This is a genomic window from Sporosarcina highlanderae (genome assembly GCF_030433715.1).
GTDB lineage: Bacteria > Bacillota > Bacilli > Bacillales_A > Planococcaceae > Sporosarcina > Sporosarcina highlanderae.
The window spans coordinates 99,660-125,599 of the sequence record NZ_JAROCC010000005.1 but is presented as its reverse complement, the minus strand read 5'-3'; the positions used below and the strand labels follow the sequence as shown (position 1 = coordinate 125,599).

23 protein-coding genes are annotated in these 25,940 nt (G+C 41.4%); all 23 read left to right on the top strand.

What is annotated here, in order from left to right:
• Window positions 1-35 precede the first annotated feature (35 nt).
• The gene (gene uppS, locus P5G49_RS08035) at window positions 36-830 is read left to right on the top strand and encodes an undecaprenyl pyrophosphate synthase (RefSeq protein ID WP_301242978.1); all 795 of its coding nucleotides are present in this window, start codon (window positions 36-38) and stop codon (window positions 828-830) included.
• The gene (locus P5G49_RS08030; protein WP_301242977.1) at window positions 827-1,621 is read left to right on the top strand and encodes a phosphatidate cytidylyltransferase; all 795 of its coding nucleotides are present in this window, start codon (window positions 827-829) and stop codon (window positions 1,619-1,621) included. Before uppS ends, P5G49_RS08030 begins: the two co-directional genes overlap by 4 nt.
• A 24-nt stretch (window positions 1,622-1,645) precedes the next feature.
• On the top strand, window positions 1,646-2,791 hold the full coding sequence (locus tag P5G49_RS08025) for a 1-deoxy-D-xylulose-5-phosphate reductoisomerase (RefSeq protein WP_301243118.1): 1,146 nt from the start codon (window positions 1,646-1,648) through the stop codon (window positions 2,789-2,791).
• A 40-nt stretch (window positions 2,792-2,831) separates the two neighbouring features.
• Window positions 2,832-4,094: an RIP metalloprotease RseP gene (gene rseP, locus P5G49_RS08020; RefSeq protein WP_301242976.1), complete on the top strand. Its 1,263-nt coding sequence runs from the start codon at window positions 2,832-2,834 to the stop codon at window positions 4,092-4,094.
• 162 nt (window positions 4,095-4,256) lie between these two features.
• A complete protein-coding gene (locus tag P5G49_RS08015; protein ID WP_301242975.1) occupies window positions 4,257-5,957 on the top strand; it encodes a proline--tRNA ligase in 1,701 nt (566 codons plus the stop codon).
• A 70-nt stretch (window positions 5,958-6,027) separates the two neighbouring features.
• The gene (locus P5G49_RS08010) at window positions 6,028-10,344 is read left to right on the top strand and encodes a PolC-type DNA polymerase III (protein ID WP_301242974.1); all 4,317 of its coding nucleotides are present in this window, start codon (window positions 6,028-6,030) and stop codon (window positions 10,342-10,344) included.
• Between the two features lie 176 nt (window positions 10,345-10,520).
• Window positions 10,521-10,997 (top strand): ribosome maturation factor RimP, encoded by a 477-nt coding sequence (gene rimP / locus P5G49_RS08005; RefSeq protein WP_301242973.1) that lies wholly within the window; start codon window positions 10,521-10,523, stop codon window positions 10,995-10,997.
• A 22-nt stretch (window positions 10,998-11,019) separates the two neighbouring features.
• Complete coding sequence (gene nusA / locus P5G49_RS08000; protein WP_301242972.1) at window positions 11,020-12,231, top strand: transcription termination factor NusA; 1,212 nt, start codon at window positions 11,020-11,022, stop codon at window positions 12,229-12,231.
• A gap of 19 nt (window positions 12,232-12,250) precedes the next feature.
• Entirely contained in the window at window positions 12,251-12,529 is a 279-nt protein-coding gene (gene rnpM, locus P5G49_RS07995) for an RNase P modulator RnpM (RefSeq protein ID WP_301242971.1), read from the top strand.
• The gene (locus P5G49_RS07990) at window positions 12,526-12,903 is read left to right on the top strand and encodes a YlxQ family RNA-binding protein (RefSeq protein ID WP_301242970.1); all 378 of its coding nucleotides are present in this window, start codon (window positions 12,526-12,528) and stop codon (window positions 12,901-12,903) included. Before rnpM ends, P5G49_RS07990 begins: the two co-directional genes overlap by 4 nt.
• Window positions 12,851-15,346 (top strand): translation initiation factor IF-2, encoded by a 2,496-nt coding sequence (gene infB, locus P5G49_RS07985; RefSeq protein ID WP_301242969.1) that lies wholly within the window; start codon window positions 12,851-12,853, stop codon window positions 15,344-15,346. The genes P5G49_RS07990 and infB overlap by 53 nt, the downstream gene beginning before the upstream one ends.
• The gene (locus tag P5G49_RS07980) at window positions 15,343-15,621 is read left to right on the top strand and encodes a DUF503 domain-containing protein (protein WP_301242968.1); all 279 of its coding nucleotides are present in this window, start codon (window positions 15,343-15,345) and stop codon (window positions 15,619-15,621) included. The genes infB and P5G49_RS07980 overlap by 4 nt, the downstream gene beginning before the upstream one ends.
• A 22-nt stretch (window positions 15,622-15,643) precedes the next feature.
• The gene (gene rbfA, locus P5G49_RS07975) at window positions 15,644-15,991 is read left to right on the top strand and encodes a 30S ribosome-binding factor RbfA (protein WP_301242967.1); all 348 of its coding nucleotides are present in this window, start codon (window positions 15,644-15,646) and stop codon (window positions 15,989-15,991) included.
• 64 nt (window positions 15,992-16,055) lie between these two features.
• The gene (gene truB / locus P5G49_RS07970) at window positions 16,056-16,967 is read left to right on the top strand and encodes a tRNA pseudouridine(55) synthase TruB (protein WP_301242966.1); all 912 of its coding nucleotides are present in this window, start codon (window positions 16,056-16,058) and stop codon (window positions 16,965-16,967) included.
• 11 nt (window positions 16,968-16,978) lie between these two features.
• A complete protein-coding gene (locus tag P5G49_RS07965; RefSeq protein WP_301242965.1) occupies window positions 16,979-17,923 on the top strand; it encodes a bifunctional riboflavin kinase/FAD synthetase in 945 nt (314 codons plus the stop codon).
• Between the two features lie 155 nt (window positions 17,924-18,078).
• Entirely contained in the window at window positions 18,079-18,348 is a 270-nt protein-coding gene (gene rpsO, locus P5G49_RS07960; protein WP_301242964.1) for a 30S ribosomal protein S15, read from the top strand.
• 160 nt (window positions 18,349-18,508) lie between these two features.
• Window positions 18,509-20,632 (top strand): polyribonucleotide nucleotidyltransferase, encoded by a 2,124-nt coding sequence (gene pnp, locus P5G49_RS07955; RefSeq protein WP_301242963.1) that lies wholly within the window; start codon window positions 18,509-18,511, stop codon window positions 20,630-20,632.
• 124 nt (window positions 20,633-20,756) lie between these two features.
• The gene (locus P5G49_RS07950; protein ID WP_301242962.1) at window positions 20,757-21,995 is read left to right on the top strand and encodes a M16 family metallopeptidase; all 1,239 of its coding nucleotides are present in this window, start codon (window positions 20,757-20,759) and stop codon (window positions 21,993-21,995) included.
• Window positions 21,996-22,034: 39 nt separating this feature from the next.
• Window positions 22,035-22,310, top strand: coding sequence for a YlmC/YmxH family sporulation protein (locus P5G49_RS07945; protein WP_301242961.1), 276 nt, complete (start codon window positions 22,035-22,037; stop codon window positions 22,308-22,310).
• Complete coding sequence (locus P5G49_RS07940) at window positions 22,297-23,076, top strand: hypothetical protein (RefSeq protein ID WP_301242960.1); 780 nt, start codon at window positions 22,297-22,299, stop codon at window positions 23,074-23,076. Before P5G49_RS07945 ends, P5G49_RS07940 begins: the two co-directional genes overlap by 14 nt.
• A 13-nt stretch (window positions 23,077-23,089) precedes the next feature.
• Window positions 23,090-23,677 carry a dipicolinate synthase subunit B gene (locus P5G49_RS07935; RefSeq protein ID WP_301242959.1) on the top strand — a complete coding sequence of 196 codons (588 nt, stop codon included), beginning with the start codon at window positions 23,090-23,092 and terminating at the stop codon, window positions 23,675-23,677.
• A gap of 99 nt (window positions 23,678-23,776) precedes the next feature.
• Window positions 23,777-24,808 carry an aspartate-semialdehyde dehydrogenase gene (locus P5G49_RS07930; protein WP_435877198.1) on the top strand — a complete coding sequence of 344 codons (1,032 nt, stop codon included), beginning with the start codon at window positions 23,777-23,779 and terminating at the stop codon, window positions 24,806-24,808.
• A gap of 41 nt (window positions 24,809-24,849) precedes the next feature.
• Window positions 24,850-25,734: a 4-hydroxy-tetrahydrodipicolinate synthase gene (gene dapA / locus P5G49_RS07925; RefSeq protein WP_301242957.1), complete on the top strand. Its 885-nt coding sequence runs from the start codon at window positions 24,850-24,852 to the stop codon at window positions 25,732-25,734.
• The last annotated feature ends 206 nt before the right edge of the window (window positions 25,735-25,940 follow it).

Sequence of the window (25,940 nt, the reverse complement as noted above, 5' to 3'; positions counted from 1 at the left end):
ACTTGCTCAAGAAGCAGGCGAGTGGAGGAAACGGAATGTTAGAAAAACTGTTGCGAAAAAAAACTAAAGGAATCGAATTGTCAATTTCCGACAGGCTTAAAAATGTGAAAAAGAGGACAATACCTTCACACGTCGCCATCATTATGGATGGGAATGGCAGATGGGCAAAACAACGCAGTTTACCGCGAATTGCCGGTCATCATGAAGGAATGAAAACAGTTCGTAAAATTACCCGAATAGCGAATGATATTGGCATAAAAGTTTTAACTCTTTATGCATTTTCAACCGAAAACTGGAAACGTCCAAAAATGGAAATAGATTTTCTAATGAAGCTTCCTGGAGAGTTTTTAACTACATATTTACCGGAATTGGTTGAGCAGAATGTTAAGGTGGAAACAATCGGTAATTTTGATGCTTTGCCGCCCCATACAAAAGAGGCTATTATGAAAGCTGTAGAAGCTACTTCAATGAATACTGGCCTTATACTAAATTTCGCTATGAATTATGGAAGCCGGCTTGAAATTGTTGAGTCGGTAAAGGAAATTGTCCAAATGGCGGCAACCAAACAACTATCAATAGACGATATTAATGAAACCCTTATTGAGTCGCATTTAATGACCTCGCATTTGCCTGAACCGGATTTACTGATTCGAACAAGTGGAGAAGTAAGATTGTCGAATTTCATGCTGTGGCAGCTTGCCTATTCGGAATTCTCGTTCACAGATGTTCTTTGGCCAGATTTTGATGAATCATGTATGCTAAATGCTATTGAGGAATTCCAAATGCGTAATAGACGATTTGGGAATGTGGAAGGAGATAATGAAGTTTGAAACAGAGAATAATCACAGCAATCATCGCATTAGCAGTTTTTTTTCCACTTGTCATCATCGGTGGCCTTCCATTTACACTAGCCATTTATACACTCGCTTCAATAGGCTTATTCGAGTTGCTTCGCATGAAAAACATTCGCATATTTTCAGTGGAAGGGATCCTTACATGGATTATGCTCGCTATCCTATTAATGCCTTCGACATGGACGAAGGATGTACTACAACTAACGAGTTACACAAAAATGGAATTGTTATTCGCATTTATACTCATTCTATTGATTTATACAGTAATCTCAAAAAATCGTTTTACTTTTGAACATGCAGCATTTACTGCGTTTAGTGCCTTATACCTTGGCATTGGTTTTTACTTCTTGATTGAAACTCGATTTTACGGATTTGAATATGTATTCTATGCATTATTAGTAATATGGACGACCGACTCAGGTGCATATTTTACGGGAAGAAAAATTGGAAAACGAAAGTTATGGCCGGAGATTTCCCCTAATAAGACAGTAGAAGGGTTTCTTGGTGGGATTCTTTGTGCTGTATTATTTGCGTTTGTATTCCAGTTGTTTTATCCGATAGCACCTTCTTATTTCATGTTAACTATTGTTACGATAATCGCCTCAATTGTTGGACAGTTGGGGGATTTGGTTGAATCTGCATTGAAGAGGCATTTTGCAGTGAAGGATTCAGGAAATCTTTTACCAGGTCATGGTGGAATTCTTGATAGATTTGATAGTCTCCTTTTCGTATTGCCACTCATACATTTTCTTCATCTTGTCGGTTAAAAGGAAAGGATGTAGTTCATAATGGTGAAAAAAATTAGTCTGCTTGGAGCTACTGGTTCAATCGGTACACAGACCCTTGATATTATTCATTCAAACCGTGAAAAATTTAAGCTCGTATCTTTTTCAGCCGGGATGAATATTACTAAAGTGAGAGAAATCACAAAGGAGTTTCAGCCCGAAATCGTTTCAGTAATGAATTCAACTGACGCGAATGTTTTACAAGCTGAATTCCCTAAAACGAAATTCGTTCATGGAAAAGAGGGCCTGATTCTTGTTGCTGCCCATTCGAACGCGGACATGCTTGTCAATGCGGTTATTGGTAGTGTTGGATTGGAACCGACAATGGAGGCAATTAAAGAAGGAATAACAATAGCTATTTCTAACAAAGAAACATTGGTGGCTGCAGGAGACATTGTCATGACAGAAGCTAAAAAGAGAAATGTTGCACTTTTGCCTGTAGATAGCGAGCATTCTGCACTGTTTCAATCTATGAATGGAGAAGATCCAAAACGGGTATCACGTTTAATTCTTACAGCATCTGGAGGCAGTTTCAGGGATTTGTCGCGGAAACAGTTAAAAGATGTAACCGTACAGCAGGCATTAGCGCATCCCAATTGGTCAATGGGAAACAAATTGACGATTGACTCGGCAACGATGATGAATAAGGGACTTGAGGTGATAGAGGCTCATCATCTATTCAATATGCCGTATGAAAGAATTGATTGTCTTCTCCATAAAGAGAGCATAATCCATTCAATTGTTGAATTTGAGGATACGAGCATGATCGCCCAGTTGGGTTCCCCGGATATGCGTGTTCCAATTCAATATGCAATGACTTATCCTGATAGGATTCCAATGCAAAATGCAAAACCACTCAGACTTGAGGAGATTGGAACCTTGCATTTTGAAAAAATGGATTTGGAACGATATAAAGCACTTGCGCTTGCTTACGCTGCAGGTAGGGAAGGCGGTACGATGCCGACCGTAATGAATGCGGCAAATGAAGTCGCTGTTGAGCTTTTCATGAAAGGTGAAATTCCTTTCCTTGAAATTGAGGAAATCGTTGAAAGAATGATGGATCAGCACGAAAAAATTACATCCCCCGATTTGGATACGATACTGGAAATCGATTCCCTGACCCGAAAAATGGTGTATGATAAGGTAAAATGATTCATAAAACGGCTTTAAAAGCCAGTTAAGGTGGTTTTTTATGGAAACCGTAATTGCGTTTATAATCATATTTGGTTCGCTCGTCTTTTTTCATGAATTAGGTCATTTCCTATTTGCAAAAAAGGCTGGAATCATGGTTCGTGAATTTGCGATTGGATTCGGACCAAAAATATTAGCGCTTAGAAAGAATGAGACGCTTTACACAATCCGACTTCTGCCTCTTGGTGGGTACGTCAGGATGGCCGGCGAGGATTTTGATACTGTTGAATTACAACCCGGTTATCGAGTTGGCCTCATTATAAATAATGAAGATGAAGTTGAGAAGATCTATTTAAACCAAGAAGTTTCTAATCCGAATGTCCTTTTCATCGAAACTGAAAGAGCAGATTTGAGTAAAGGGTTATTCATCGAGGGATATGATGAGGACGGAAATCTAGTTAAGTATAACGTTTCCAGAAATGCAGTTATTTATGAAAAGGGGCAGGAGACTATAATAGCGCCCTATGATCGACAATTTGATTCGAAGCCTTTAGGCAGCAGGGCTATGGCTATTTTTGCAGGTCCCCTTTTCAATTTCATCCTTGCATTCTTTATCTTTCTAGCAATAGGTCTTCTACATGGCATTCCTACTAATGAACCCATTATTAGTGAAGTTATCAGCAACAGTCCAGCGTACTCCGCCGGAATGGAAGCTGGTGATTTCGTTAAGGAAGTTGATGGGGTACCTGTTGAGACTTGGACTGGATTTACTGATATTGTAAAAAGCAGTGGCGGCGAGAAAATTCAATTGAAAGTAGAGCGTGGCGGTGATCTCGTTACGTTTACAGTTACTCCCGATACAGTTGAGAATGAAGCAGGTCAGAAAGTTGGCCAAATCGGTGTAATGTATGATCCTCCATTAGAAAAGAACCCGTTGAAGGCGTTCACTTTCGGGGCAGAGCAAACATATACTTGGACTAAACGCATTTTTGAACTTTTGGGTATGCTCGTGACAGGTAAATTTACAATTGAAGCCTTAAGCGGCCCCGTTGGAATTTATAAAGCAACAGAGGAAGTTGCACAATTTGGCGTTTTCTCGCTTATGAATTGGGCTGCTGTCCTAAGTATTAATTTAGGAATCATGAACCTTTTACCTCTTCCAGCACTTGACGGAGGAAGATTGTTGTTCTTCCTATTTGAAGGCTTACGAGGTAAACCGGTCGATAAGCAAAAAGAAGGCATGGTCCATTTTGTAGGAATCATGCTACTAATGGTCCTAATGCTAGTCGTCACCTGGAACGATATACAAAGATTCTTCTTTTAACTAACCTGGACTAATTTACTGTCCAGCTTCAGGCGCTAAACGCTCGGGACATAAGTCAAAGATGCTATGTGGCAAAGGACGCCACTACGCATCTTCGCCTTATGCCTGTCGCATTTGAGCAAGCGCCTTCAGCATTTCTTACAATCCGAGGTGAAATCTTTCATGAAACAATCACGGACATTCATCCCAACTATTCGTGAAATACCCAGCGACGTTGAAATCATCTCCCATCAACTGCTACTTAGAGCCGGTTATATCCGGCATCATATGAGCGGGGTCTATTCATATTTACCATTAGCACAAAAAGTGTTAAGAAAAATCGAGAACATCATCCGTGAAGAAATGAATGCAATCGAAGCAGTCGAGGTTTACTTACCGACGCTACAACAAGCTGACCTTTGGGAAGAAACAGGAAGATGGCAAACATATGGTTCTGAATTATTTTCTTTAAGTGATCGACATGATCGGCAAATGGCATTAGCACCAACTCATGAGGAAGTGATTACATCACTTGTTGGTGATGAGGTGAAAACCTATAAAAAGTTGCCACTGACCATGTATCAGATTCAAACGAAGTTCAGGGATGAGAAACGACCAAGATTCGGATTGCTACGCGGCAGGGAATTTATCATGAAGGACGCCTATTCGTTTCACTCTACCGATGACAGCCTTGAAGAAAAATATCGTGAAATGATGGAAGCTTATTCGAGGATTTTTTCGAGGCTCGGTTTGGAGTTTCGTGCCGTCTTAGCTGATAGTGGATCAGTTCGGGGTGGGAAATCACATGAGTTCGTGGCTTTATCAGAAATAGGGGAAGCTACAATTGCACTTAGTGATTCTTCACCATACGCAGCTAATATCGAAATGGCAGAAGTCCATAGTGACTATACCAAGCCAAAAGGATCAATGATAGAGTTGGAGAAGGTCGAAACTGCCGACCATAAAACAATTGCAGAAGTTGCATCTTTCTTTAATGTCGACCCATCAAACATCATCAAGACAATCATCTTCCACGCAGATGGCAATATGATTGCTGTGCTAATACGTGGAGATCATGAAATTAATGAGACGAAACTTAGAAAAGCTTTAGACGTTAATGTTTTAAATCTTGCCTCTGAGGATGAAATCGAAAAAGCACTTTCATGCAAAGTTGGCTCGATAGGTCCCGTTAAATTACCACTTGATATTAAAGTCTTTGCCGATAATGCTGTGATGGAAATAGTTAACGGGATTTGCGGAGCCAATGAGAACGGCTTCCATTTTATAAATGTTAATCCAGAACGAGACTTCGCCATTGATAATTATTTAGACTTAAGATTCATAAAAGAAGGTGACCGTTCGCCAGATGGAAATGGAACAATCCGTTTTGCAAAAGGAATCGAACTTGGTCATTTAGTTAAAATAGGCGACACTTATAGTGAAGCGATGAAAGCATCCTTTCTTGGTGAAGATGGAAATTACCAGCATTTTCTAATGGGTTCTTATGCAATTGGGGTGTCTCGAATTTTAGCGTCAATTGCAGAACAATACAATGATGCCAATGGATTGAAGTGGCCGAAAAAACTTGCGCCATATGATATTCATCTGATTACAATCAATATGAACGATGAAATTCAAACAAATTTATCTAACGATCTTTATCACCTTCTGAAAACCTATCGCTATGATATCCTTCATGATGACAGAGATGAGAGGGCGGGTGTTAAATTTGCGGACGCCGACCTCATCGGTTTGCCCATCCGTATTACTGTCGGTAAGTTGGCAAAGGATGGAATTGTAGAGGTTAAATTCCGAGAAACCGGTGAAACAGTCGAATGGCAAAAAGAAGAACTAACCGAAAAACTACAATCATTTTTTAATTAAAGTAAAGTGTAAGGGGGAGGTCGGAAATTGCGACGCTTCCCTTTTCACTGTAAAACAAGGGGGGATACATATGGATGCTAAAGTGAAAATGCTCACTCTATTGCAGCAAATTGGAATGTCTGATGATCAAACAATCGTACACTTTGAACATGCAACACTTGAACGAGTCGATATTCACCGAAAGTCAAGGATTTGGCAATTCAATATACGACTTGATAAGACATTGCCTTTACAAGTATTTCAGCTATTCCAGCATAAGTTACAGGAAGCCTTTAAATCCATTGCTACAATCCGCCTTAAAATTAGTACAAACCATCCCGAATGGAATCCTGATAATATCATTGGGTATTGGCCGTACGTTATCGAAGAGATGAGAGATATGTCTCCACCGATTCGGGAACGCCTCATTGGACAGCAACCGGTGATGGTCGGTGAAAAGATAAGACTGATTTGCATTAATGATTTTGAACAACAGACATTGAAAAGTAAATATAGTCGTCTGATCACCGAAGTTTATGAGTCTTTCGGTTTCCCGGCAATGGCAATTGAATTCTCAATCACCGAAGAAGAGGCCGAAAGTAGTGAAGCGGAGCGGTTGGCCTTCATTGCCCAAAAGGAAGCGGAAGAAGAAGCTTTTGCCAGGAATGCTTTAGCAAACCTTCAAAAATTAGAGGCAACGAAAAGAGAAAATGGAGATGTTGGAAACAGGCCATTCGTATTAGGTGTGCCTATTAAACCGGATGAACCGTTAATTGATATTCAAACAATTCAGGATGAAGAAAGACGAGTCACAATCGAAGGTTATGTTTTCGATACGGATGTAAGGGAACTGAGAAGTGGACGTTCATTGCTCACCATCAAAGTTACCGATTACACCGATTCCATACTAGTTAAAATGTTTTCAAGAGATAATGAAGATGCGGAGCTCATGAAAACACTGAAAAAAGGCTCTTGGGTTCGCGCCCGGGGAAGCATCCAAAATGATACTTTTGTAAGAGATCTCATTATGATGGCACAAGATATCATGGAAGTAGCACCGGTTATCCGGAAGGACAATGCATCGGAAAATCGAAAACGGATCGAATTACATGCTCATACAAATATGAGCCAGATGGATGCTATAACTTCTGCTTCGAATTTAGTTGCGCAGGCTGCAAAATGGGGTCACCCGGCAATTGCCATTACTGATCATGCAAATGTTCAATCATTTCCTGAAGCGTATGCCGCCGGTAAAAAACACGGTGTAAAAGTATTGTTCGGCTTAGAGGCTAATCTTGTAGATGACGGTGTTCCAATTGTTTACGATGAAGAACATCGTTTACTTGAAGAGGAAACGTATGTCGTCTTCGACGTGGAGACTACTGGTCTATCCGCTGTGTATGACACAATTATCGAACTAGCGGCAGTTAGAGTGGTGAATGGGGAAATAAAAGATAGATTTGAACGATTTGCAAATCCGCATCATCCATTATCCTCCACGACGACTGACCTTACCGGCATAACGGATGATATGGTGAAAGATGCTCCAGAAGTATCCGAAGTCATTAGGGATTTCAAAGAATTTATCGGTGACTCAATTTTAGTTGCCCATAATGCATCTTTTGATATGGGCTTCTTTTATGAAGCAAGTAAAAAAGCCGGCTTGCATGATAGGAACTTTCCAACAATTGATACGCTTGAACTATCCCGATTTTTGTATCCTGAATTACGGAATCATAGATTGAATACATTGGCAAAAAAATTCGATATAGAGCTGACCCAGCATCACCGCGCTATCTATGATACAGAAGCGACGGCTTATCTTTTCATTCGCCTTATGAAAGATGCCGAAGAGAAAGGCATTGTATATCTTGATGATTTCAACAAAAATATTGGCGAAGGCGATGCATATAAACGGTCAAGGCCTTCACATTGTACGCTACTTGCAATTGATGATGAAGGACTGAAGAACCTATTTAAATTGGTTTCGATTTCTCACATGAATTATTTCTACCGAGTACCAAGGATCCCACGTTCCTTATTAATAAAACATAGACAAGGGCTATTAGTTGGATCGGGTTGTGATAAAGGAGAAGTCTTTGAAGGCCTAATGCAAAAATCGATGGAGGAAGTTGAGGAAATTGCTCAATTTTATGATTACCTTGAATTGCATCCGAAACCGGTTTATTCGCATCTGATAGAGTTAGAACTTATACGGGATGAGTGGAATCTCGAAGATATTATGCGGAAGATGATTAAACTTGGAAAAAAGGTCGGTCTTCCGGTATGTGCGACTGGTAACGTTCATTATATTGACGAAACGGATGCCATTTATCGACAAGTGCTTGTTCGATCTCAGGGGGGAGCAAACCCGATGAATCGGCATGTGCTGCCAGAAGTTCATTTTAGAACAACTGATGAAATGTTGGAGCATTTTTCGTTCTTGGGCAATGAAACTGCAGAACAAATTGTCATTGATAATCCTCAAGCGATTGCCGATCGGATTGGTGATGTAAAAGTTATCAAAGACGATCTTTACACTCCAGCCATTGAGGGAGCGGATGAAGATGTTCGTGAACTTACTTATTCGATGGCCCGTCATATTTATGGTGAACAACTGCCCGAAATCATTGAGGCGCGAATTGAAAAAGAATTGAAATCGATCATCGACAATGGATTTGCGGTCATCTATCTGATTTCACATAAGCTTGTTAAAAAGTCTTTGGACGATGGCTATCTTGTTGGTTCACGTGGATCAGTAGGCTCTTCACTCGTTGCAACGATGATGGAAATTACCGAAGTGAACCCGATGCCGCCACATTATGTATGTCCATCATGTAAAGTATCCGAATTCTTCTCGGATGGTTCTGTTGGTTCCGGTTTTGACTTGCCGGACAAGGCGTGTCCTTCCTGCGGAACAATGTTCAAAAAGGATGGACAAGACATCCCGTTCGAAACTTTCCTTGGCTTTAACGGAGATAAAGTCCCCGATATCGATTTGAACTTCAGTGGGGAATACCAAGCGCATGCGCATAACTACACGAAGGAACTATTTGGTGAAGACTATGTGTATCGGGCAGGAACCATTGGTACAGTTGCTGAAAAGACTGCATATGGATATGTCAGGGGATATATGAATGATAATAATCTCCATTTAAGAGGAGCGGAAATTGACCGGTTGGTTCAAGGTTGTACTGGCGTTAAACGAAATACAGGACAACATCCAGGTGGAATCATCGTTGTACCGGATAATATGGAGATTTTTGACTTTTCTCCAATTCAATATCCAGCCGATGATACTTCATCAAGCTGGCGGACAACACATTTCGACTTCCATTCAATTGACAACAACTTACTGAAACTGGACATACTTGGGCATGATGATCCGACGATGATTAAGATGCTTGAAGACTTATCGGGCATCGATCCGAAAACGATTCCGCCGGACGACGAAGGAGTAATGGCGCTTTTCAGTGGAACCTCATCTTTAGGCGTTACTGAAGAACAGATAGACTGTAAGACAGGTACATTGGGTGTTCCTGAGTTTGGTACACGCTTTGTTAGACAGATGTTAGAGGAAACAAAGCCATCGACCTTCTCTGAACTAATCCAGATATCTGGGCTATCTCATGGGACGGATGTCTGGCTGGGGAATGCACAGGAATTGATACAAAATAAGATATGTCAATTGTCGGATGTAATCGGGTGTCGTGACGATATAATGGTTTACCTTATTTATCAAGGTTTGGAGCCTTCAATGGCATTTAAGATAATGGAATCTGTTCGGAAAGGGAAAGGGCTGACTCCCGAATTCGAGGATGAGATGAAGGCAAATAACGTTCCCGGCTGGTATATCGATTCTTGTAAGAAAATTAAATATATGTTTCCAAAGGCACATGCTGCCGCCTACGTTCTTATGGCACTAAGGATTGCATATTTTAAAGTGCACCATCCAATTATGTATTATGCCGCCTATTTCACTGTACGAGCCACAGATTATGATTTATTAACAATGACCAAAGGGACAGCTTCTATGCGTGCAAAAATAAAGGAAATCAATGACAAAGGGTTAGAGGCAAGCCCGAAAGAGAAGAACCTGTTGACAGTACTTGAAATTGCATTGGAAATGGGAGAACGAGGTTTTTCGTTTGCGAAACCGGATTTATATAAATCAGATGCTTCCGTATTCATTATTGAAGATAACAAACTGATCCCCCCATTTGACTCTATCCCTTCTTTGGGTACTAACGTTGCGAGAACAATTGTTGAAGCTCGTAAGGATGGAATCTTCTTGTCGAAAGAAGACTTGCAACAAAGGGGCAGGGTGTCAAAAACTGTTATTGAATATATGGATTCTTTAGGTTGTTTGGAAGGCATGCCGGATTCGAACCAATTATCATTATTTTGATCAATTGGTACGCTAAGTTTGGGTAACATGGCACATTATTTGCAATGATGCCCTATAAATGCTACAATTGGAGCAACTTTTGCTATAAGTCTTGCGTAAAAAGAGTGGGGTTTCCCGCTCTTTTCTGTTGTTCTGTAAGTAATAATTTTTTTAAATCAAATTTCGGGAGGGTTTTGATGAGTAAAATTACAGAAGAAGTCCAAAAACTCGTCAGTCCGATTGTGAGCGAACTCGAGTTGGAATTGGTTGATATTGAATTTGTGAAAGAAGGAAGAGACTGGTTTTTACGGGTTTATGTCGATACACCGGAAGGGAATATCGATATTGAACAATGTGCACAAGTGAGCGAAAGACTTAGTGAAGAACTTGACCGGACTGATCCCATCACCCAAAACTATTTCCTCGAAGTATCTTCACCAGGTGCTGAACGACCTTTGAAAAAAGAAGAGGACTTTTATAAGGCAGTCGGTCAATATGTCTTTATAAAAACATATGAACCGATCAATGGCATGAAGGAATTTGAAGGGTACTTGCTTTCCTACGGTCCTGAATTCGCAGAAGTTGAAATTCGTATCAAGACTAGAAAATTGCAAGTCGAGATCCACAAAGAAAAAATCGCTTTTGCAAGATTGGCGATTGATTTTTCCGCATAATTGAATATAGGAGTGATTAATTATGAGTAGTGATCTACTCGATGCATTGACGGCTCTTGAAAAACAGAAAGGTATCTCAAGAGATGTAATTGTTGAAGCAATTGAGGCCGCCCTTGTTACGGCTTATAAACGGAATTTCAACCAAGCTCAAAATGTGCGGGTCGATTTGAACTTAGATAAAGGAACCATGAAAGTTTACGCACGCAAAGATGTAGTTGAAGAAGTTGAAGATGAAAGACTTCAAATGTCTTTAGAGGACGCCTTAGTCATTAATCCCGCATATGAAGTGGGTGATATCATTGAAGAAGAAGTGACTCCACGAGATTTTGGCCGAATCGCTGCACAAACAGCTAAGCAAGTAGTTACTCAACGTGTGCGTGAAGCCGAACGTGGTTTAATCTATGATGAATACGTGGATCGTGAAGACGACATTGTCAATGGCATTGTAGAGCGTTTGGACGCAAGAAACCTATATGTCGGATTAGGGAAAGTGGAGGCGGTCTTGCCAGCAAGCGAACAGATCACCACGGAATCCTACCAACCGCATGATCGCATAAAAGTGTATATTACCAAAGTTGAGCGTACATCTCGTGGACCTCAAGTATTTGTATCTCGTACACATCCAGGTCTTTTGCGTAGGTTGTTTGAAATGGAAGTTCCTGAAATATATGACGGTACAGTTGAGATCAAATCGATTGCAAGAGAAGCGGGAGACCGTTCTAAAATTTCGGTTCACACGACAAATGATGAAGTTGACCCGGTTGGTTCATGTGTAGGAACGCGTGGTGCTAGGGTTCAATCTATCTCCAACGAACTAAACGGTGAAAAGATCGACATCGTGGAATGGTCGGAAGATCCGGTCGTTTTTGTCGCGAATGCATTAAGTCCATCGAAAGTGTTAGATGTGCAAGTGAATGAAGAAGAAAGATCGACAAGGGTTGTCGTTCCGGACTATCAACTTTCCTTGGCAATTGGCAAACGTGGCCAGAACGCCAGACTTGCAGCTAAATTGACAGGTTGGAAAATTGATATTAAAAGCGAAACGGATGCCAGAGAATTGGGTATTTATCCGCCTACCCATTCATCCGAAGGTCCGTTTGGAAATGGTGTATATGTCGTTACCGAAAATGGAAAAGATGAGTATGTGGATGATCCATATTTCGACAACGAATCTGAAGAGGAATCTGAATACGAAAAAATCGATTTATATTCAGAAACTGACGAAAACAATTGAGTTGAAAGGATGATTGCCCATGACAAGCAAGAAGAAAGTCCCTTTGCGTAAATGTGCTGTGACAGGTGAAATGTTACCAAAGAAAGAAATGATTCGCATTGTCCGCACGAAAGAAGGGGACGTTTCAGTCGATCTGACAGGCAAAAAATCGGGACGTGGTACATACGTTTCGAAAACTGAAGCGGCTGTCGAAACAGCCAAGCGCAACAGGTCGATTGAAAGTCAGCTTGGAGCATCAGTGCCAGAGGAAGTATATGAAGAACTTCTTCATGCAATCCGTCGTGAGGCTTTGAAATGAAACATCCTAAAGAAGTTTTCCAATTGTTAGGGATGGCAGCAAGGGCCAGGAAACTGATTACAGGCGAAGAACTCGTCATAAAAGAAGTACGAGCAGGGAACGCACGGATAGTGATTGTTTCCGAGGATGCTTCAAAAAATACATTGAAGAAAATAAATGATAAATGTGATTTTTATAACGTTGAGAAGCATGTGTTTGGGAGTAGAGACGCTCTCGGCCATGCAATCGGAAAAGAGTCGCGGGTCGTACTCGCGTTAACGGATACCGGTTTTGCCGGAAAATTGTCCGGGCTCCTCAACGAATATAACCGGGGGTGGGCTAATGACGAAGATACGTGTACACGAATACGCGAAAAAAGTGAATCGGACGAGTAAAGAAGTCATCGAGGAGCTTGGAAAATTAAATGTGAATGTAACAAACCATATGTCTATGCTGGATAAGGATGCAACATCTAAATTGGACCAAAGATTTGGTAAAGGCGGATCAACTCCATCTGATAAGCCGACAGGACAGCATGAACGTAAGCCTTCTTCAAGGCCAAGTGGAAATGCACAAGGCCAACAACGCCAAGGTCAAGGTACACAAGGCGGTAACCGTCCCGCTACTGGCCAACAACGTCAAGGTCAAGGTGCACAAGGCGGCAACCGTCCGGCTACTGGCCAACAACGCCAAGGTCAAGGTGCACAAGGTGGCAACCGTCCTGCGACAGGTCAACAACGCCAAGGTCAAGGTACACAAGGCGGCAACCGTCCTGCGACAGGTCAACAACGCCAAGGTCAAGGTACACAAGGCGGCAACCGTCCGGCTACTGGCCAACAACGTCAAGGTCAAGGTACACAAGGCGGCAACCGTCCGGCTACTGGCCAACAACGCCAAGGTCAAGGTACACAAGGCGGCAACCGTCCTGCGACAGGTCAACAACGCCAGGGTCAAGGCCAAGGAGGCGCGCAAGGTGGCGGACGTCCAGCTAACCGTGGTGGAAGACCCCCAGCACGGGGCATAAACCAAGGACGTAGAAGACACCGTCCAGCTCCAATGCCGAAAGTGGAAAAACCACTACCAGAAAAAATCACTTTCTATGAATCCCTTTCCGTTGGTGAACTTGCTAACAAACTTGGTCGAGAGCCTTCTGAAATCATCAAAAAACTCTTCATGCTTGGTGTTATGGCAACCATTAACCAAGAATTGGATAAGGATGCAATCGAGCTGATTTGTGCTGATTACGGTGTTGAAGTGGAAGAAGAAATCCGCATTGATGTAACAGATCTTGAGATTTATTTCGAAGAGGATGAAGTAGTTGAGGAAACTCAAACTGAGCGTCCACCAGTCGTAACGATAATGGGTCACGTCGACCATGGTAAAACAACTCTGTTAGACTCCATTCGCGATACAAAAGTGACACAGGGCGAAGCAGGTGGTATTACTCAGCATATCGGGGCATATCAGATCGAAGTTGAAGGTAAGAAAATAACGTTCCTTGATACCCCAGGGCATGCTGCTTTTACAACAATGCGTGCACGTGGAGCGAAGGTTACTGATATTACAATTCTTGTTGTTGCAGCAGATGACGGTGTAATGCCGCAGACAGTAGAAGCGATAAATCACGCGAAGGCAGCAGAAGTGCCAATCATAGTAGCAGTCAATAAGATGGATAAACCATCTGCAAATCCTGATCGTGTTATGCAAGAGTTGACTGAACACGGCTTACTTGCGGAAGCTTGGGGCGGAGATACAATCTTTGTACCGATTTCTGCACTGAAAGGTGAAGGAATCGATCAATTGCTCGAAATGGTATTATTAGTCGCTGAAGTCGGTGAGTTGAAAGCGAGCAAAAACATCCGTGCAAGAGGTACTGTCATCGAAGCGCAGCTTGACCGTGGTCGTGGATCTGTTGCGACGTTACTCGTTCAGGATGGAACACTTCGAATCGGAGATCCGATTGTTGTCGGAAATACATTCGGTAAAGTGCGTGCAATGATCAATGATTTGGGACGCCGGGTAAAGGAAGCTGGTCCATCGACACCAGTCGAAATTACAGGTTTAAGTGATGTGCCACAGGCGGGCGATCGTTTTGTTGTCTTCGAGGATGAAAAGACAGCACGACAAATCGGTGAATCTCGTGCGGGTGAAGCATTGCAGGAACAACGTGTCGAAAAAACGCGTGTAACACTTGATAACTTATTCGATCAAATGAAACAAGGCGAAATGAAAGAACTGAATCTTATTGTCAAGGCCGATGTTCAAGGTACTGTTGAGGCTATGGCAGCTTCCTTAATGAAAATTGAGGTGGAAGGCGTTAACGTTAAGATCATCCACACAGGTGCCGGTGCGATTAATGAATCGGATATTTCCTTGGCTGCAGCATCAAATGCGATTGTCATTGGGTTTAATGTGCGTCCAGATGTCAATGCTAAGCGTGCCGCTGAAGAGGAAGGCGTCGATATTCGATTGCATCGTGTTATTTATAAAGTGATTGAGGAAATTGAATTTGCGATGAAGGGGCTACTGGATCCTGAATATCAGGAAAAAGTAATTGGTCAGGCCGAAGTTCGCGAAACATTCAAAGTCTCGAAAATCGGAACAATCGCAGGAAGTTATGTAACAGATGGAAAAATTACACGTGATGCAGGTGTTCGTGTATTACGTGATAATATCGTCATCTTTGAAGGTGAGCTTGATACGTTGAAACGTTTCAAGGACGATGTTAAAGAAGTGGCAAAAGGATATGAATGCGGAATTACCGTTAAGAACTTCAATGATATTAAAGAAGGCGACATTTTCGAAGCCTTTGTAATGGAGGAAATTAAACGGGCATGATTGTCTATGCTGAGTGTACATTCTTTATTCCCGATGTCCATTCGTTGAAAGAAAAGAGATCCGTTTTAAAAAGGATGACGGATCGTGTTAAAAATGAATTTAATGTTTCCATCGCTGAAATCGATCACCAAGACCTTTGGCAAAGAACGACACTAGCCCTCGTTTCTGTTGCTTCCTCGAAAGAAGCATCAGAGGGGGAAGTCAGAAGAGCCATCCGTTTTTTGGAATCGAATCCGGAGTGGGAAATGACAGAACAACTATTTGACTATTATTGATGCGGAATCGGGGTGACCATCCATGTCTATGCGTGCGAATCGTGTCGCTGAACAGATGAAAAAGGAATTAGGCGGTATCATTGGCCAAAAATTGAAGGATCCCCGTATTGGCTTTGTCACAGTAACTGACGTTGAAGTGACGGGAGATCTTCAGCAAGCTACCATTTTCATTTCAGTATTAGGAAAAGATTCGGAAAAAGAAGCAACTCTTGCGGGCTTGACAAAAGCTAAAGGGTTTATCCGTACGGAAATTGGCCAACGGATCAGGCTTCGAAAAACACCTGAGATAGAATTTGCTTTTGATGATTCAGTTGAATACGGAAATCGTATTGAATCATTATTACGCCAAGTTAACAAAGAAGAAGATTAACAAAACGGAGGAAGTCGGTGTCCAAAAGGACTTTCCGGCTTCTTTCTTTTTTAGGAGGATATACATGGATGGAATTCTTCCTTTATGGAAAGAAAAAGGGATGACTTCGCATGATTGCGTGTTCAAGCTAAGAAAAATATTGGGCATGAAAAGGGTAGGACATACAGGTACATTAGATCCAAGTGTGGAAGGTGTTCTGCCTATTTGCCTTGGTCAAGCGACAAAGGTGGCAGAGTATGTAACCGATTCCGGTAAAGAGTATGTTGCAACAGTTTCAATAGGGCGTGCAACGGAAACGGAAGATGCGGATGGGGAAGTTGTTCAAGTAGACGATTCAATCAAAATTTTAACGAGAGAACAAATTCTTCAAGCCCATTCAAAATTGACCGGAGAAATTATTCAGATTCCTCCAATGTATTCTGCTGTAAAGGTAAATGGAAAAAGGCTGTACGAGTATGCTAGGAAAGGGATTGAAGTTGAACGACCTATTCGAAAAGTTCATATTCATGAAATTGAATTATTGGATGACCGTGAACTATTTGAAGGGGAAGAAATCCAATTTAACATTCGTGTCCGTTGTGGAAAAGGTACATATATCAGAACTTTATCCGTTCAAATCGGCGAAATCCTCGGCTATCCAGCACATATGGCTTCGTTAGTCCGAACCTCTTCAGGTAAGTTTCGTCAGCAAGATTGCTTGACACTCGGGAAAGTTCAGGAATTGAAAGATAACGGAAATCTTAGTTCGTATGTGAGGCCTCTGGAAGATGCACTAACAGAATTCACATTTGAAGAACTGGATGACGAATTATATGATAAAATAATTAACGGACAAGTTTTACCCAAGCATCCTTCACTTGAATGCCAGGAAAGAGTCGTTTTCACAAAAGATTTAAAAGCTGTTGCCGTTTACTGTAACCATCCAGAAAAAAAAGGATTAATGAAACCTGAGAAAATGTTTCCATTTAACAGGTAGGGGAGAAATACATGGAAATCTATCATTTGCAATATCCACAACATATTACAATCGATGAAAAAGGTCCTTTTTCGCTTGCTATCGGTTTTTTTGATGGATTGCATAAAGGACACCAAGCAGTAATAGGAGAGGCATTGAAAAATGGGGACCGCCTTGGTATCAAATCTGCAGTCATGACTTTTGATCCTCATCCATCACATCTTTTCAGTGATGGCAAAAACAAAGTCGGCTATATCACCCAATACCCTGAAAAATCCAGACTAATTGAAGAGATAGGAATAGATGTTCTGTTCATCGTGAAATTCGATTGGTCACTTGCTTCACTCTCACCCGAGCAATTTATTGAAATCTTTATTAAAGGCTTAGGAGTAAAACACGTATCAGCCGGATTCGATTTCACATTCGGTTCCAAAGGTTCTGGAACAATGGAACAAATGGATACACTGTCGAATGGAGAGTATGGCACAACAGTCGTTGGAAAAGTAACAGACATAGATGAAAAGGTCTCTTCAACATTAATACGTAAGCTTCTTTCGGAAGGTGATGTCGAAAAGACAGCATCATTGTTAGAGAGACCTTTTAGAACAGTTGGAACCGTCGTCGATGGAGAGAAAAGGGGAAGACTACTTGGATTTCCAACCGCTAATGTTCAACATGACGATGAGTCGATAATTCCAGCCAATGGTGTATACGCGGTCAAATTCCTATTATCGGACCAATCATACGATGGCGTATGCAACATAGGCGTCAAACCAACCTTCCACGACCCGTCCGTCAGTAAACCAAGCGTCGAAGTCCACCTCCTTGACTTTAATGGAGATCTGTACGGAAAAAAAGTCGCCATCGACTGGATAGCAAGAATCCGTGCGGAAAAGAAATTCGGCTCAGTCGACGAATTAGTCGAGCAAATCAGCAAGGACAAAGAAACCGCGAAAGAAATTCTTAATGGTTATTAAATAGGCAGGTGGGATATATTTGTTGTATCCCATTTCCACATATGTTATGATAAATCAGTGCAACAGCACAAACCTTTCCTTGGCATTTCGAATCACCAACGATTGCTCGGGATTCGGGGATATCTTTAACATTAATCTATTAGGAGGTGAAAAGGATGGCTATTACACAAGAGCGTAAACATGAATTGATCAACGAATTTAAAATTCACGAAAACGATACTGGATCTGCAGACGTACAGATCGCTATCCTTACTGAAGAGATCAACAACTTGAACAACCATTTACAAACTCACAAAAAAGACCACCACTCACGTCGTGGTTTGATGAAAATGGTCGGTACTCGTAAAAGACTTCTTAAGTTCTTGCGCGAAACTGATGTTCAACGTTACCGTGATCTTATTGCTAAACTCGGCCTTCGCCGTTAATAAGATGTATACGAAAAGCGGGCCTCGCCCGCTTTTTTTTATTGTATCAATTTTATAGTGATATTTTTCGCATATGTCCGTCTTTTTTGATACACTACTATTTAATACATACTTAATACTACGTATGATGTCCATGCTTGAATTAGAGAGGAGTACCATAATGACAGAACAGAAAAAAGTTTACACATTTGATTGGGCTGGGAGACAACTGACCGTTGAAACTGGGCAGCTTGCTAAACAGGCAAATGGTGCAGTACTTGTTAGATACGGTGACACAACAGTGTTATCAACAGCTACAGCTTCGAAAAATCCCAAAGCACTTGATTTCTTTCCATTGACTGTAAACTACGAGGAAAGATTGTACGCAGTCGGTAAAATCCCTGGTGGGTTTATTAAACGTGAAGGACGTCCGTCAGAGAAAGCAGTATTAACGAGCCGTCTAATTGACCGACCAATCCGCCCATTATTTGCGGATGGTTTCCGAAATGATGTACAAGTCATTTCGCTAGTCATGTCAGTCGACCAGAATTGCTCATCTGAAATGGCAGCTATGCTCGGTTCATCCCTTGCGCTATCCATTTCCGATATCCCGTTTGAAGGTCCAATTGCTGGTGTTCAAATCGGACGTATCAACGGTGAATTCATCATTAACCCGACTCCGGAACAACAGGAAATCAGTGATTTGGATCTTGTGGTGGCGGGAACTAAGGACGCCATCAATATGGTTGAAGCTGGTGCCAAAGAAGTTGCAGAAGATATAATCCTTGAAGCAATTATGTTCGGTCACGAGCAGATCATTAAGCTTATCGAATTCCAAGAGAAGATTGTAGCGGAAGTCGGTAAGGAAAAAATGGAAATCACTTTGTTCGAGCTTGACGAAGTTTTACTTGCTGAAGTGAAGAACAAATGTGAAGCTGATCTAATTAACGCAATCCAAACGGAAGAGAAGCATGCCCGTGAGGATGCAATCAATGCAGTGAAAAACGAAGTGATGGAACACTATACAACAGAAGAGGCGGACGAAGTAACCCTTAAACAAGTCAAGAGTATATTGGATCACCTTGTGAAAGAGGAAGTGCGTAGACTCATCACAGATGAAAAGGTCCGTCCGGATGGCCGTGGATTGGATGAAATCCGTCCGCTTTCGTCAGAAGTCGGCATTTTACAACGTACACATGGTTCCGGATTGTTTACACGTGGACAAACTCAAGCTTTAAGCGTTTGTACACTTGGTGCCCTTGGTGAAGTTCAGATCATCGATGGCCTTGGACTTGAGGAATCGAAACGCTTTATGCACCATTACAATTTCCCGAATTTCAGCGTAGGGGAAACGGGTCCTATTCGTGCGCCTGGACGTCGCGAAATCGGTCACGGAGCGTTAGGAGAACGTGCTCTTGAAGCAATCATTCCGGACGAAAAGGAATTCCCATATACAATCCGCCTCGTTGCAGAAGTACTTGAATCTAATGGATCTTCCTCACAAGCTTCTATCTGTGCGTCAACAATGGCTATGATGGATGCAGGTATCCCGATTAAGGCTCCTGTTGCTGGAATTGCAATGGGTCTTGTGAAAAAAGGGGACAACTATTCCATCCTCTCTGACATTCAAGGTATGGAAGACCATTTAGGCGATATGGACTTTAAAGTTGCAGGTACTGAAAAGGGAATTACAGCATTGCAAATGGATATCAAAATCGAAGGGCTATCCCGACAAATTTTAGAGGAATCATTGGCTCAGGCTAAGATAGGTCGGATGAAAATCCTCAATCATATGTTAGAGACAATCTCAACACCACGCGTTGAACTATCGAGATATGCACCGAAAATTATCATGATCCGCATTAATCCTGATAAAATTCGTGATGTAATTGGACCAGGCGGGAAAGTGATCAATAAGATCATCGAAGAAACAAATGTTAAGATTGATACTGAACAAGATGGAACAATCTACATTTCATCCCCTGATTCCGATATGAATGAAAAAGCGAAAACAATGATTGAAAATATTGTCCGCGAGGCAAAAGTTGGAGAGTATTATTTGGGGAAAGTGAAAAGGATTGAGAAGTTTGGCGCATTCCTTGAGATTTTCCAAGGTAAAGATGGTCTCCTCCATATTTCTGAAATCCAGGAAGAACGCACGAAGGCTGTTGAGGATGTGTTGAAAATGGGCGATGAACTTCTTGTGAAGGTTATCGAAATTGACAACCAAGGCCGCGTAAACCTGTCAAGAAAGATTGTCCTTAAAGAGCAAAAAGAAGCTGCTGAAAAAGAAAAGAACGAATAAACCTACAATTAAATTTGAACGACAAAATAGAAAGCCCCTCTTTTACGATACGTGAAGATGGAGGCTTTTTGTTCATTCTAATTTGAAAGATATTCGGCGACTAAAAAACGGGGGAATCATTTATATGAAAAAAATAATATGTGGGAACGGTGTAAGAATTGTTCATGAGAAGATGCCATACAGCCGTTCTGTAGCGATTGGCATATGGATTAAAGCTGGCTCTTTAGATGAGACTAAAGCTGAGTGGGGGCTATCCCATTTCATTGAACATATGCTTTTCAAAGGAACAACCAACCGAAGTGCAAAAGCAATAGCAGAGCAATTTGATCGTATTGGGGGAGATATAAATGCCTATACATCAAAAGAGATGACCTGTTTTTATACTACGGTTCTTGATTATCATGCTGAGAAAGCGATAGCGATTCTTGCGGATATGTTCTTCCATTCACTTTTTGATGAAGCTGATATTCGAAAAGAAAAGTCCGTTATTTTGGATGAAATTGCATCTGTTGAAGATACACCTGATGACGATGTCGATGAAAGGCTTTGGTCCATCATGTACCCTGACCATCCAATCGGTCGATCCATCGGTGGGATAAAAGAAACTTTAAACAAATTCAATCGGGAAATGATTGGCGATTATATGTCCCGTCTTTATGTTCCCGAAAATATTGTCATATCGATTGCGGGCAATTATGATGAAAAGTTAATCGATTTCATTGAGCATCAATTTGGGGTGTTTAAAGGAAATGAAGAAGTGACTAACTTTACGGTGGAAGAGCAACCCGTTTATAAAAGTGGGTTTACAATAAAACATAAAGATATTGAACAAGCACATATATGTATCGGTTATCCTGGATTGGTCCTTAAAGATAAGAGACTTCATGATTTAATCCTCCTTGACAGTATTGTTGGCGGCACAATGTCATCGCGTTTGTTCCAGGATATCCGTGAAGAACAGGGGCTTGCTTATTCAGTCTTCTCCTATTATTCATCTTATACGATGGTCGGTTCATTCGTTATTTATGGTGGAACGAGTCCCGAACAATTGGAGAAAATGGTAGCCACAATGGATAGAATCACAGGACAGATAAAATCTGATGGTGTTACTGAATTGGAGCTATCGAATGCGAAAGAACAATTAATAGGGAGCTTTTTGCTTGGTCTTGAAAGTACGGAATCCAGGATGCACAGGAACGGTAAAAATGAATTGGTCCTTAATGAACATAAAACAATAGATGAAGTAGTTAGCTTGATTGACAACGTTAGGTTAACTGACGTCAATCAAATGGCGTATGAAACGTTCACAGATGATCGAGCCATTTCCATTATCGCACCAAAAAGTGCAGCTTTGCCACTTTGAATCATATGATGGAAAAGGACTGTTAAAAGGGGGAAGGATATGCTGCTATCTGAAATGGCGCAAAAAGAGCTTATCCAGGTTGAGGAAGGAATCCGTTATGGGTTTTTAGCGGATACGGATTTAATTTTCAATCGAAAAACTGGTGAAATAATCGGGTTTGAAGTGAAGAAAAAATTTGGGCGTTTCCCATTTAGAAATCGGGAACAGGAAACATCTGAATTTATTCCATGGAGTGAAATTGTGTTAATAGGCGAACATCGTATCCTTTTTGGTAAAACACACAGTATGGGGGACTTTGACATTGACGATAATTGACGGAAAATGGTTGTTCATCGGAACGGATAAACGATTATCCGAATGTTGTCGAATTATGAGAGAATTAGGTGCCGAAACTCATCATTATAACGCAAATGCATATTCAGAGGAATTATCAAGTACGCTTGTAAGTTTCGCACCGACCCATATTGTCTTTCCAATTCTTCAAATGGAAGGTTCCATTCCCGTGGAAAAAATCGAAAAGGGCGCAATCCTTTATCCCGGGGTGGCTTCTGAAAGTTGGTTAAGTCCTCTCGTTGATGCCGGGATTACAACTAAGCCCTATTTAAAAGAAGTTGAGTTCGTTTGGGAGAATGCAAGATTAACAGCGGAAGGGTTTTTAATCGAATACTATTCTTCCACAAAACGCCGAATATCCGGCGAGCACTTTTATATTGCAGGCTTTGGAAAAGTGGCCAAGATGACAGCAGATGTACTTTCTTCTCTTGGGGGATCCGTTACAATATTGGCCCGTTCTCATGACCAATTAGGCGAAGCGGCTGCAATGGGCTATAAGACAATCCCTTTAAAATCTGATGAAGTGAATTTGAAAGGGAACTTCATTAATACGATTCCAGCCAAATGGTTAAAGCCAAGCGAAAATGCCGAAATTCGCATTTTTGACTTGGCTTCAGCACCGGGCTGCCTAAAGGACAATGACCCTGTTGAATACTATACAATACACCTCGGATTACCCGGTAAGCATTTTCCGGCGGATGCAGCAAAAGCACTTGCTGATGCATTACTGAGGATGAATAGTAGATGAAAGGGGAAAATAGATGCTACAAGGTAAAAGGATTGGCCTTGGTATAACGGCATCACATTGCACGTATGACCAAATTCTACCAATGATAAGTGAATTGCAGGAAAATGGGGCCACTGTTGTTCCGGTGATTACCCATTCAGTTTTGACAGCAGCTACGAGGTTCGGTACAGGGGAAGAGTGGATAAAAAGAATTGAAGAGGCAACAGGCGAAAAAGTAATCTCTACAATTGTAGGTGCTGAGCCGTTTGGCCCGACTTCTCCGGTAGATATTATGATCATCGCTCCGATGACTGGAAATTCCATAAGTAAATTTGCGAATGCCGCAACAGATTCTCCTGTCTTAATGGCCGCAAAAGCAACATTACGTAATGGCAGCCCGGTTCTATTAGGTATTTCAACGAACGACGCTTTAGGTTTGAACGGACAAAACGTTATGAAACTTCTAAATATGAAAAATGTGTTTTTCATCCCATTCGGACAGGATGACCCATTCAAAAAACCGAACTCCCTTATCTCTGACTTCACAAAGATGGTACCAGCAGCGGCGGCAGCTCTAGAGCATAAGCAACTTCAACCTCTCTTGATCATTCATGAAAAATAATACAAAGCAGAATAGTAAAGTATATGATATAATTTCACCAATGATCTCTTGTATATTTATTCAAGAGAATTTATCAATTGCAATGAAAGGGAGACAGAAATGATGAAGAATGAAAACTTAAATGTGGCAATTGTCGGGGCAACTGGAGCGGTCGGTTCGAAAATACTTGAAAAGCTTATAGAGCGCAAGTTTCCGGCAAAAACCATTAAAATGCTTGCTTCAAAACGTTCTGCGGGAACAGAAATTTCCGTTGGTGGGCAAACATACATCGTAGAAGAAACTGTCCCCGAATCTTTTGAAGGTATCGATATCGCCTTCTTTAGCGCTGGTGGATCCATCTCCCAGAAATTAGCATATGAGGCCGTAAAAAGAGGGGCCGTTGTCATAGATAACACAAGTGCATTCAGGATGGATGAAAAAGTGCCATTAGTTGTTCCTGAAGTCAATCCACTTGCTTTGAAAGAACATAAAGGGATCATCGCAAATCCAAATTGTTCAACGATCCAAATGGTTGCAGCACTTCAACCCGTGAAGGAAAAGTTTGGAATTAGTCGGATTATCGTATCGACGTACCAGGCTGTATCTGGCGCGGGAGCAGAAGCAATAGATGAACTCCAGCAACAAAGCAACCAATTCGAAGGGCGGTCGAACATTAAGGCTGAACTACTTCCTTCAGCTTCTGCAGACCGTCATTACCCGATTGCTTTCAATGCAATTCCTCAAATCGATTTATTTGATGATTCAGGCTATACATTGGAAGAACTTAAAATGATGAACGAAACTAAAAAGATATTCGGGGATCAAGAATTGGCGGTTTCAGCAACTTGTGTCAGATTACCTGTTGTAACAGGACATTCAGAGTCCGTCTATATTGAAACTGATATGAATGCAACAATCGAAGAAATCCGATCAGCGATAAAGAATGCATCCGGTGTTGTCTTGCAAGATGACCCATCAACACAAGTCTATCCGATGCCTTTATATTCAGAAGGAAAAGACGAGGTTTTTGTTGGTCGAATTCGTAAAGACCCAAATCATCCAAACGGATTCCATCTATGGATTGTAGCGGACAATCTACTTAAAGGAGCGGCTTTGAATTCAATTCAAATTGCTGAGGAATTGGTTAAGTAAGAATTTGCATCAAGATTTAACTACGAAAAGGAATGATCTGTATGGATCTTGGATATATAGGAACGGCAATGGTCACACCTTTTTCCGAAACAGGATACATCGATTATGACTTAACGGAGACGCTAATTGAACATCTCATAGCAACTGGGACAGATTCCCTGATTGTATGTGGTACAACAGGGGAGTCTCCTACTCTCAATCATGAAGAAAAATCAAACCTATTTAAATATACAATTGAAATCGTAAATAAAAGAATTCCGGTCATTGCAGGTACTGGAACTTTCAATACTGCGGAAACCGTCAAGTTGACGAGACAGGCAGAATCACTCGGGGCGGACGGTATTATGCTCGTCACCCCTTATTACAATAAGCCTGATCAGAAAGGGATTGTCGCACACTTTTCTCATATTGCGAATGAAACGAGTCTTCCCATCATGCTTTATAATATCCCTGGAAGGTCCGCTGTCAATATGCAGGCGGAAACAGTAATTGAATTGTCGAAAATCAAGAATATCCGTGCTGTAAAAGAAGCAAGCGGAAGCCTGGATCAGATTTCATCAATCATTTCGGGCACGGATATTGGATTCAAGGTTTACAGTGGTGACGATGCTCTAACTTTACCTGTATTATCAGTAGGCGGAGACGGTGTCATTTCGGTCGCATCACACGTCGTCGGTTTAGAAATGCAACAGATGATGAATGCATACAAAATGGGTGACACTCTAAAGGCTGCGGAATTGCATCGTGCACTGCTTCCGTTATTCCACGCTATCTTCTCCGCTCCAAATCCTGTTCCTATCAAATATGCCCTAAGAAAAATAGGAATCGACACAGGAGGAGTAAGAATGCCATTAACGGAATTCGGTAAGGAGTCCGTGGCGTTCGATGCCATTTGGAATGAATTCAAAAATAAAATTTCTCTATAATATAAAGCCGGATACACACCCGGCTTTTTTTGTTTGTGTAGTAAGGGCATTCTCACGTATAATGAAACATAGTCGTTCTGGACGGGTAATCAACATATATGATAAGTTTGATGGATAATGTTATTCGGGATAAAAGAGTGCAAGTATTTATTGAATATCAAATCACTAATCCCTTAAAAGGCATACATAGACGGACGATCATCTAA

Coding starts and splice junctions, on each gene's coding strand:
- infB (WP_301242969.1), top strand. CDS start 12,851: ATGACGAAGATACGTGTACACGAATACGCGAAAAAAGTGAATCGGACG.
- P5G49_RS08015 (WP_301242975.1), top strand. CDS start 4,257: ATGAAACAATCACGGACATTCATCCCAACTATTCGTGAAATACCCAGC.
- rpsO (WP_301242964.1), top strand. CDS start 18,079: ATGGCTATTACACAAGAGCGTAAACATGAATTGATCAACGAATTTAAA.
- P5G49_RS07990 (WP_301242970.1), top strand. CDS start 12,526: ATGAAACATCCTAAAGAAGTTTTCCAATTGTTAGGGATGGCAGCAAGG.
- P5G49_RS07950 (WP_301242962.1), top strand. CDS start 20,757: ATGAAAAAAATAATATGTGGGAACGGTGTAAGAATTGTTCATGAGAAG.
- truB (WP_301242966.1), top strand. CDS start 16,056: ATGGATGGAATTCTTCCTTTATGGAAAGAAAAAGGGATGACTTCGCAT.
- rnpM (WP_301242971.1), top strand. CDS start 12,251: ATGACAAGCAAGAAGAAAGTCCCTTTGCGTAAATGTGCTGTGACAGGT.
- P5G49_RS07965 (WP_301242965.1), top strand. CDS start 16,979: ATGGAAATCTATCATTTGCAATATCCACAACATATTACAATCGATGAA.
- dapA (WP_301242957.1), top strand. CDS start 24,850: ATGGATCTTGGATATATAGGAACGGCAATGGTCACACCTTTTTCCGAA.
- P5G49_RS08010 (WP_301242974.1), top strand. CDS start 6,028: ATGGATGCTAAAGTGAAAATGCTCACTCTATTGCAGCAAATTGGAATG.
- rimP (WP_301242973.1), top strand. CDS start 10,521: ATGAGTAAAATTACAGAAGAAGTCCAAAAACTCGTCAGTCCGATTGTG.
- pnp (WP_301242963.1), top strand. CDS start 18,509: ATGACAGAACAGAAAAAAGTTTACACATTTGATTGGGCTGGGAGACAA.
- P5G49_RS07945 (WP_301242961.1), top strand. CDS start 22,035: ATGCTGCTATCTGAAATGGCGCAAAAAGAGCTTATCCAGGTTGAGGAA.
- uppS (WP_301242978.1), top strand. CDS start 36: ATGTTAGAAAAACTGTTGCGAAAAAAAACTAAAGGAATCGAATTGTCA.
- rseP (WP_301242976.1), top strand. CDS start 2,832: ATGGAAACCGTAATTGCGTTTATAATCATATTTGGTTCGCTCGTCTTT.
- P5G49_RS07935 (WP_301242959.1), top strand. CDS start 23,090: ATGCTACAAGGTAAAAGGATTGGCCTTGGTATAACGGCATCACATTGC.
- nusA (WP_301242972.1), top strand. CDS start 11,020: ATGAGTAGTGATCTACTCGATGCATTGACGGCTCTTGAAAAACAGAAA.
- rbfA (WP_301242967.1), top strand. CDS start 15,644: ATGTCTATGCGTGCGAATCGTGTCGCTGAACAGATGAAAAAGGAATTA.
- P5G49_RS07980 (WP_301242968.1), top strand. CDS start 15,343: ATGATTGTCTATGCTGAGTGTACATTCTTTATTCCCGATGTCCATTCG.
- P5G49_RS07930 (WP_435877198.1), top strand. CDS start 23,777: ATGATGAAGAATGAAAACTTAAATGTGGCAATTGTCGGGGCAACTGGA.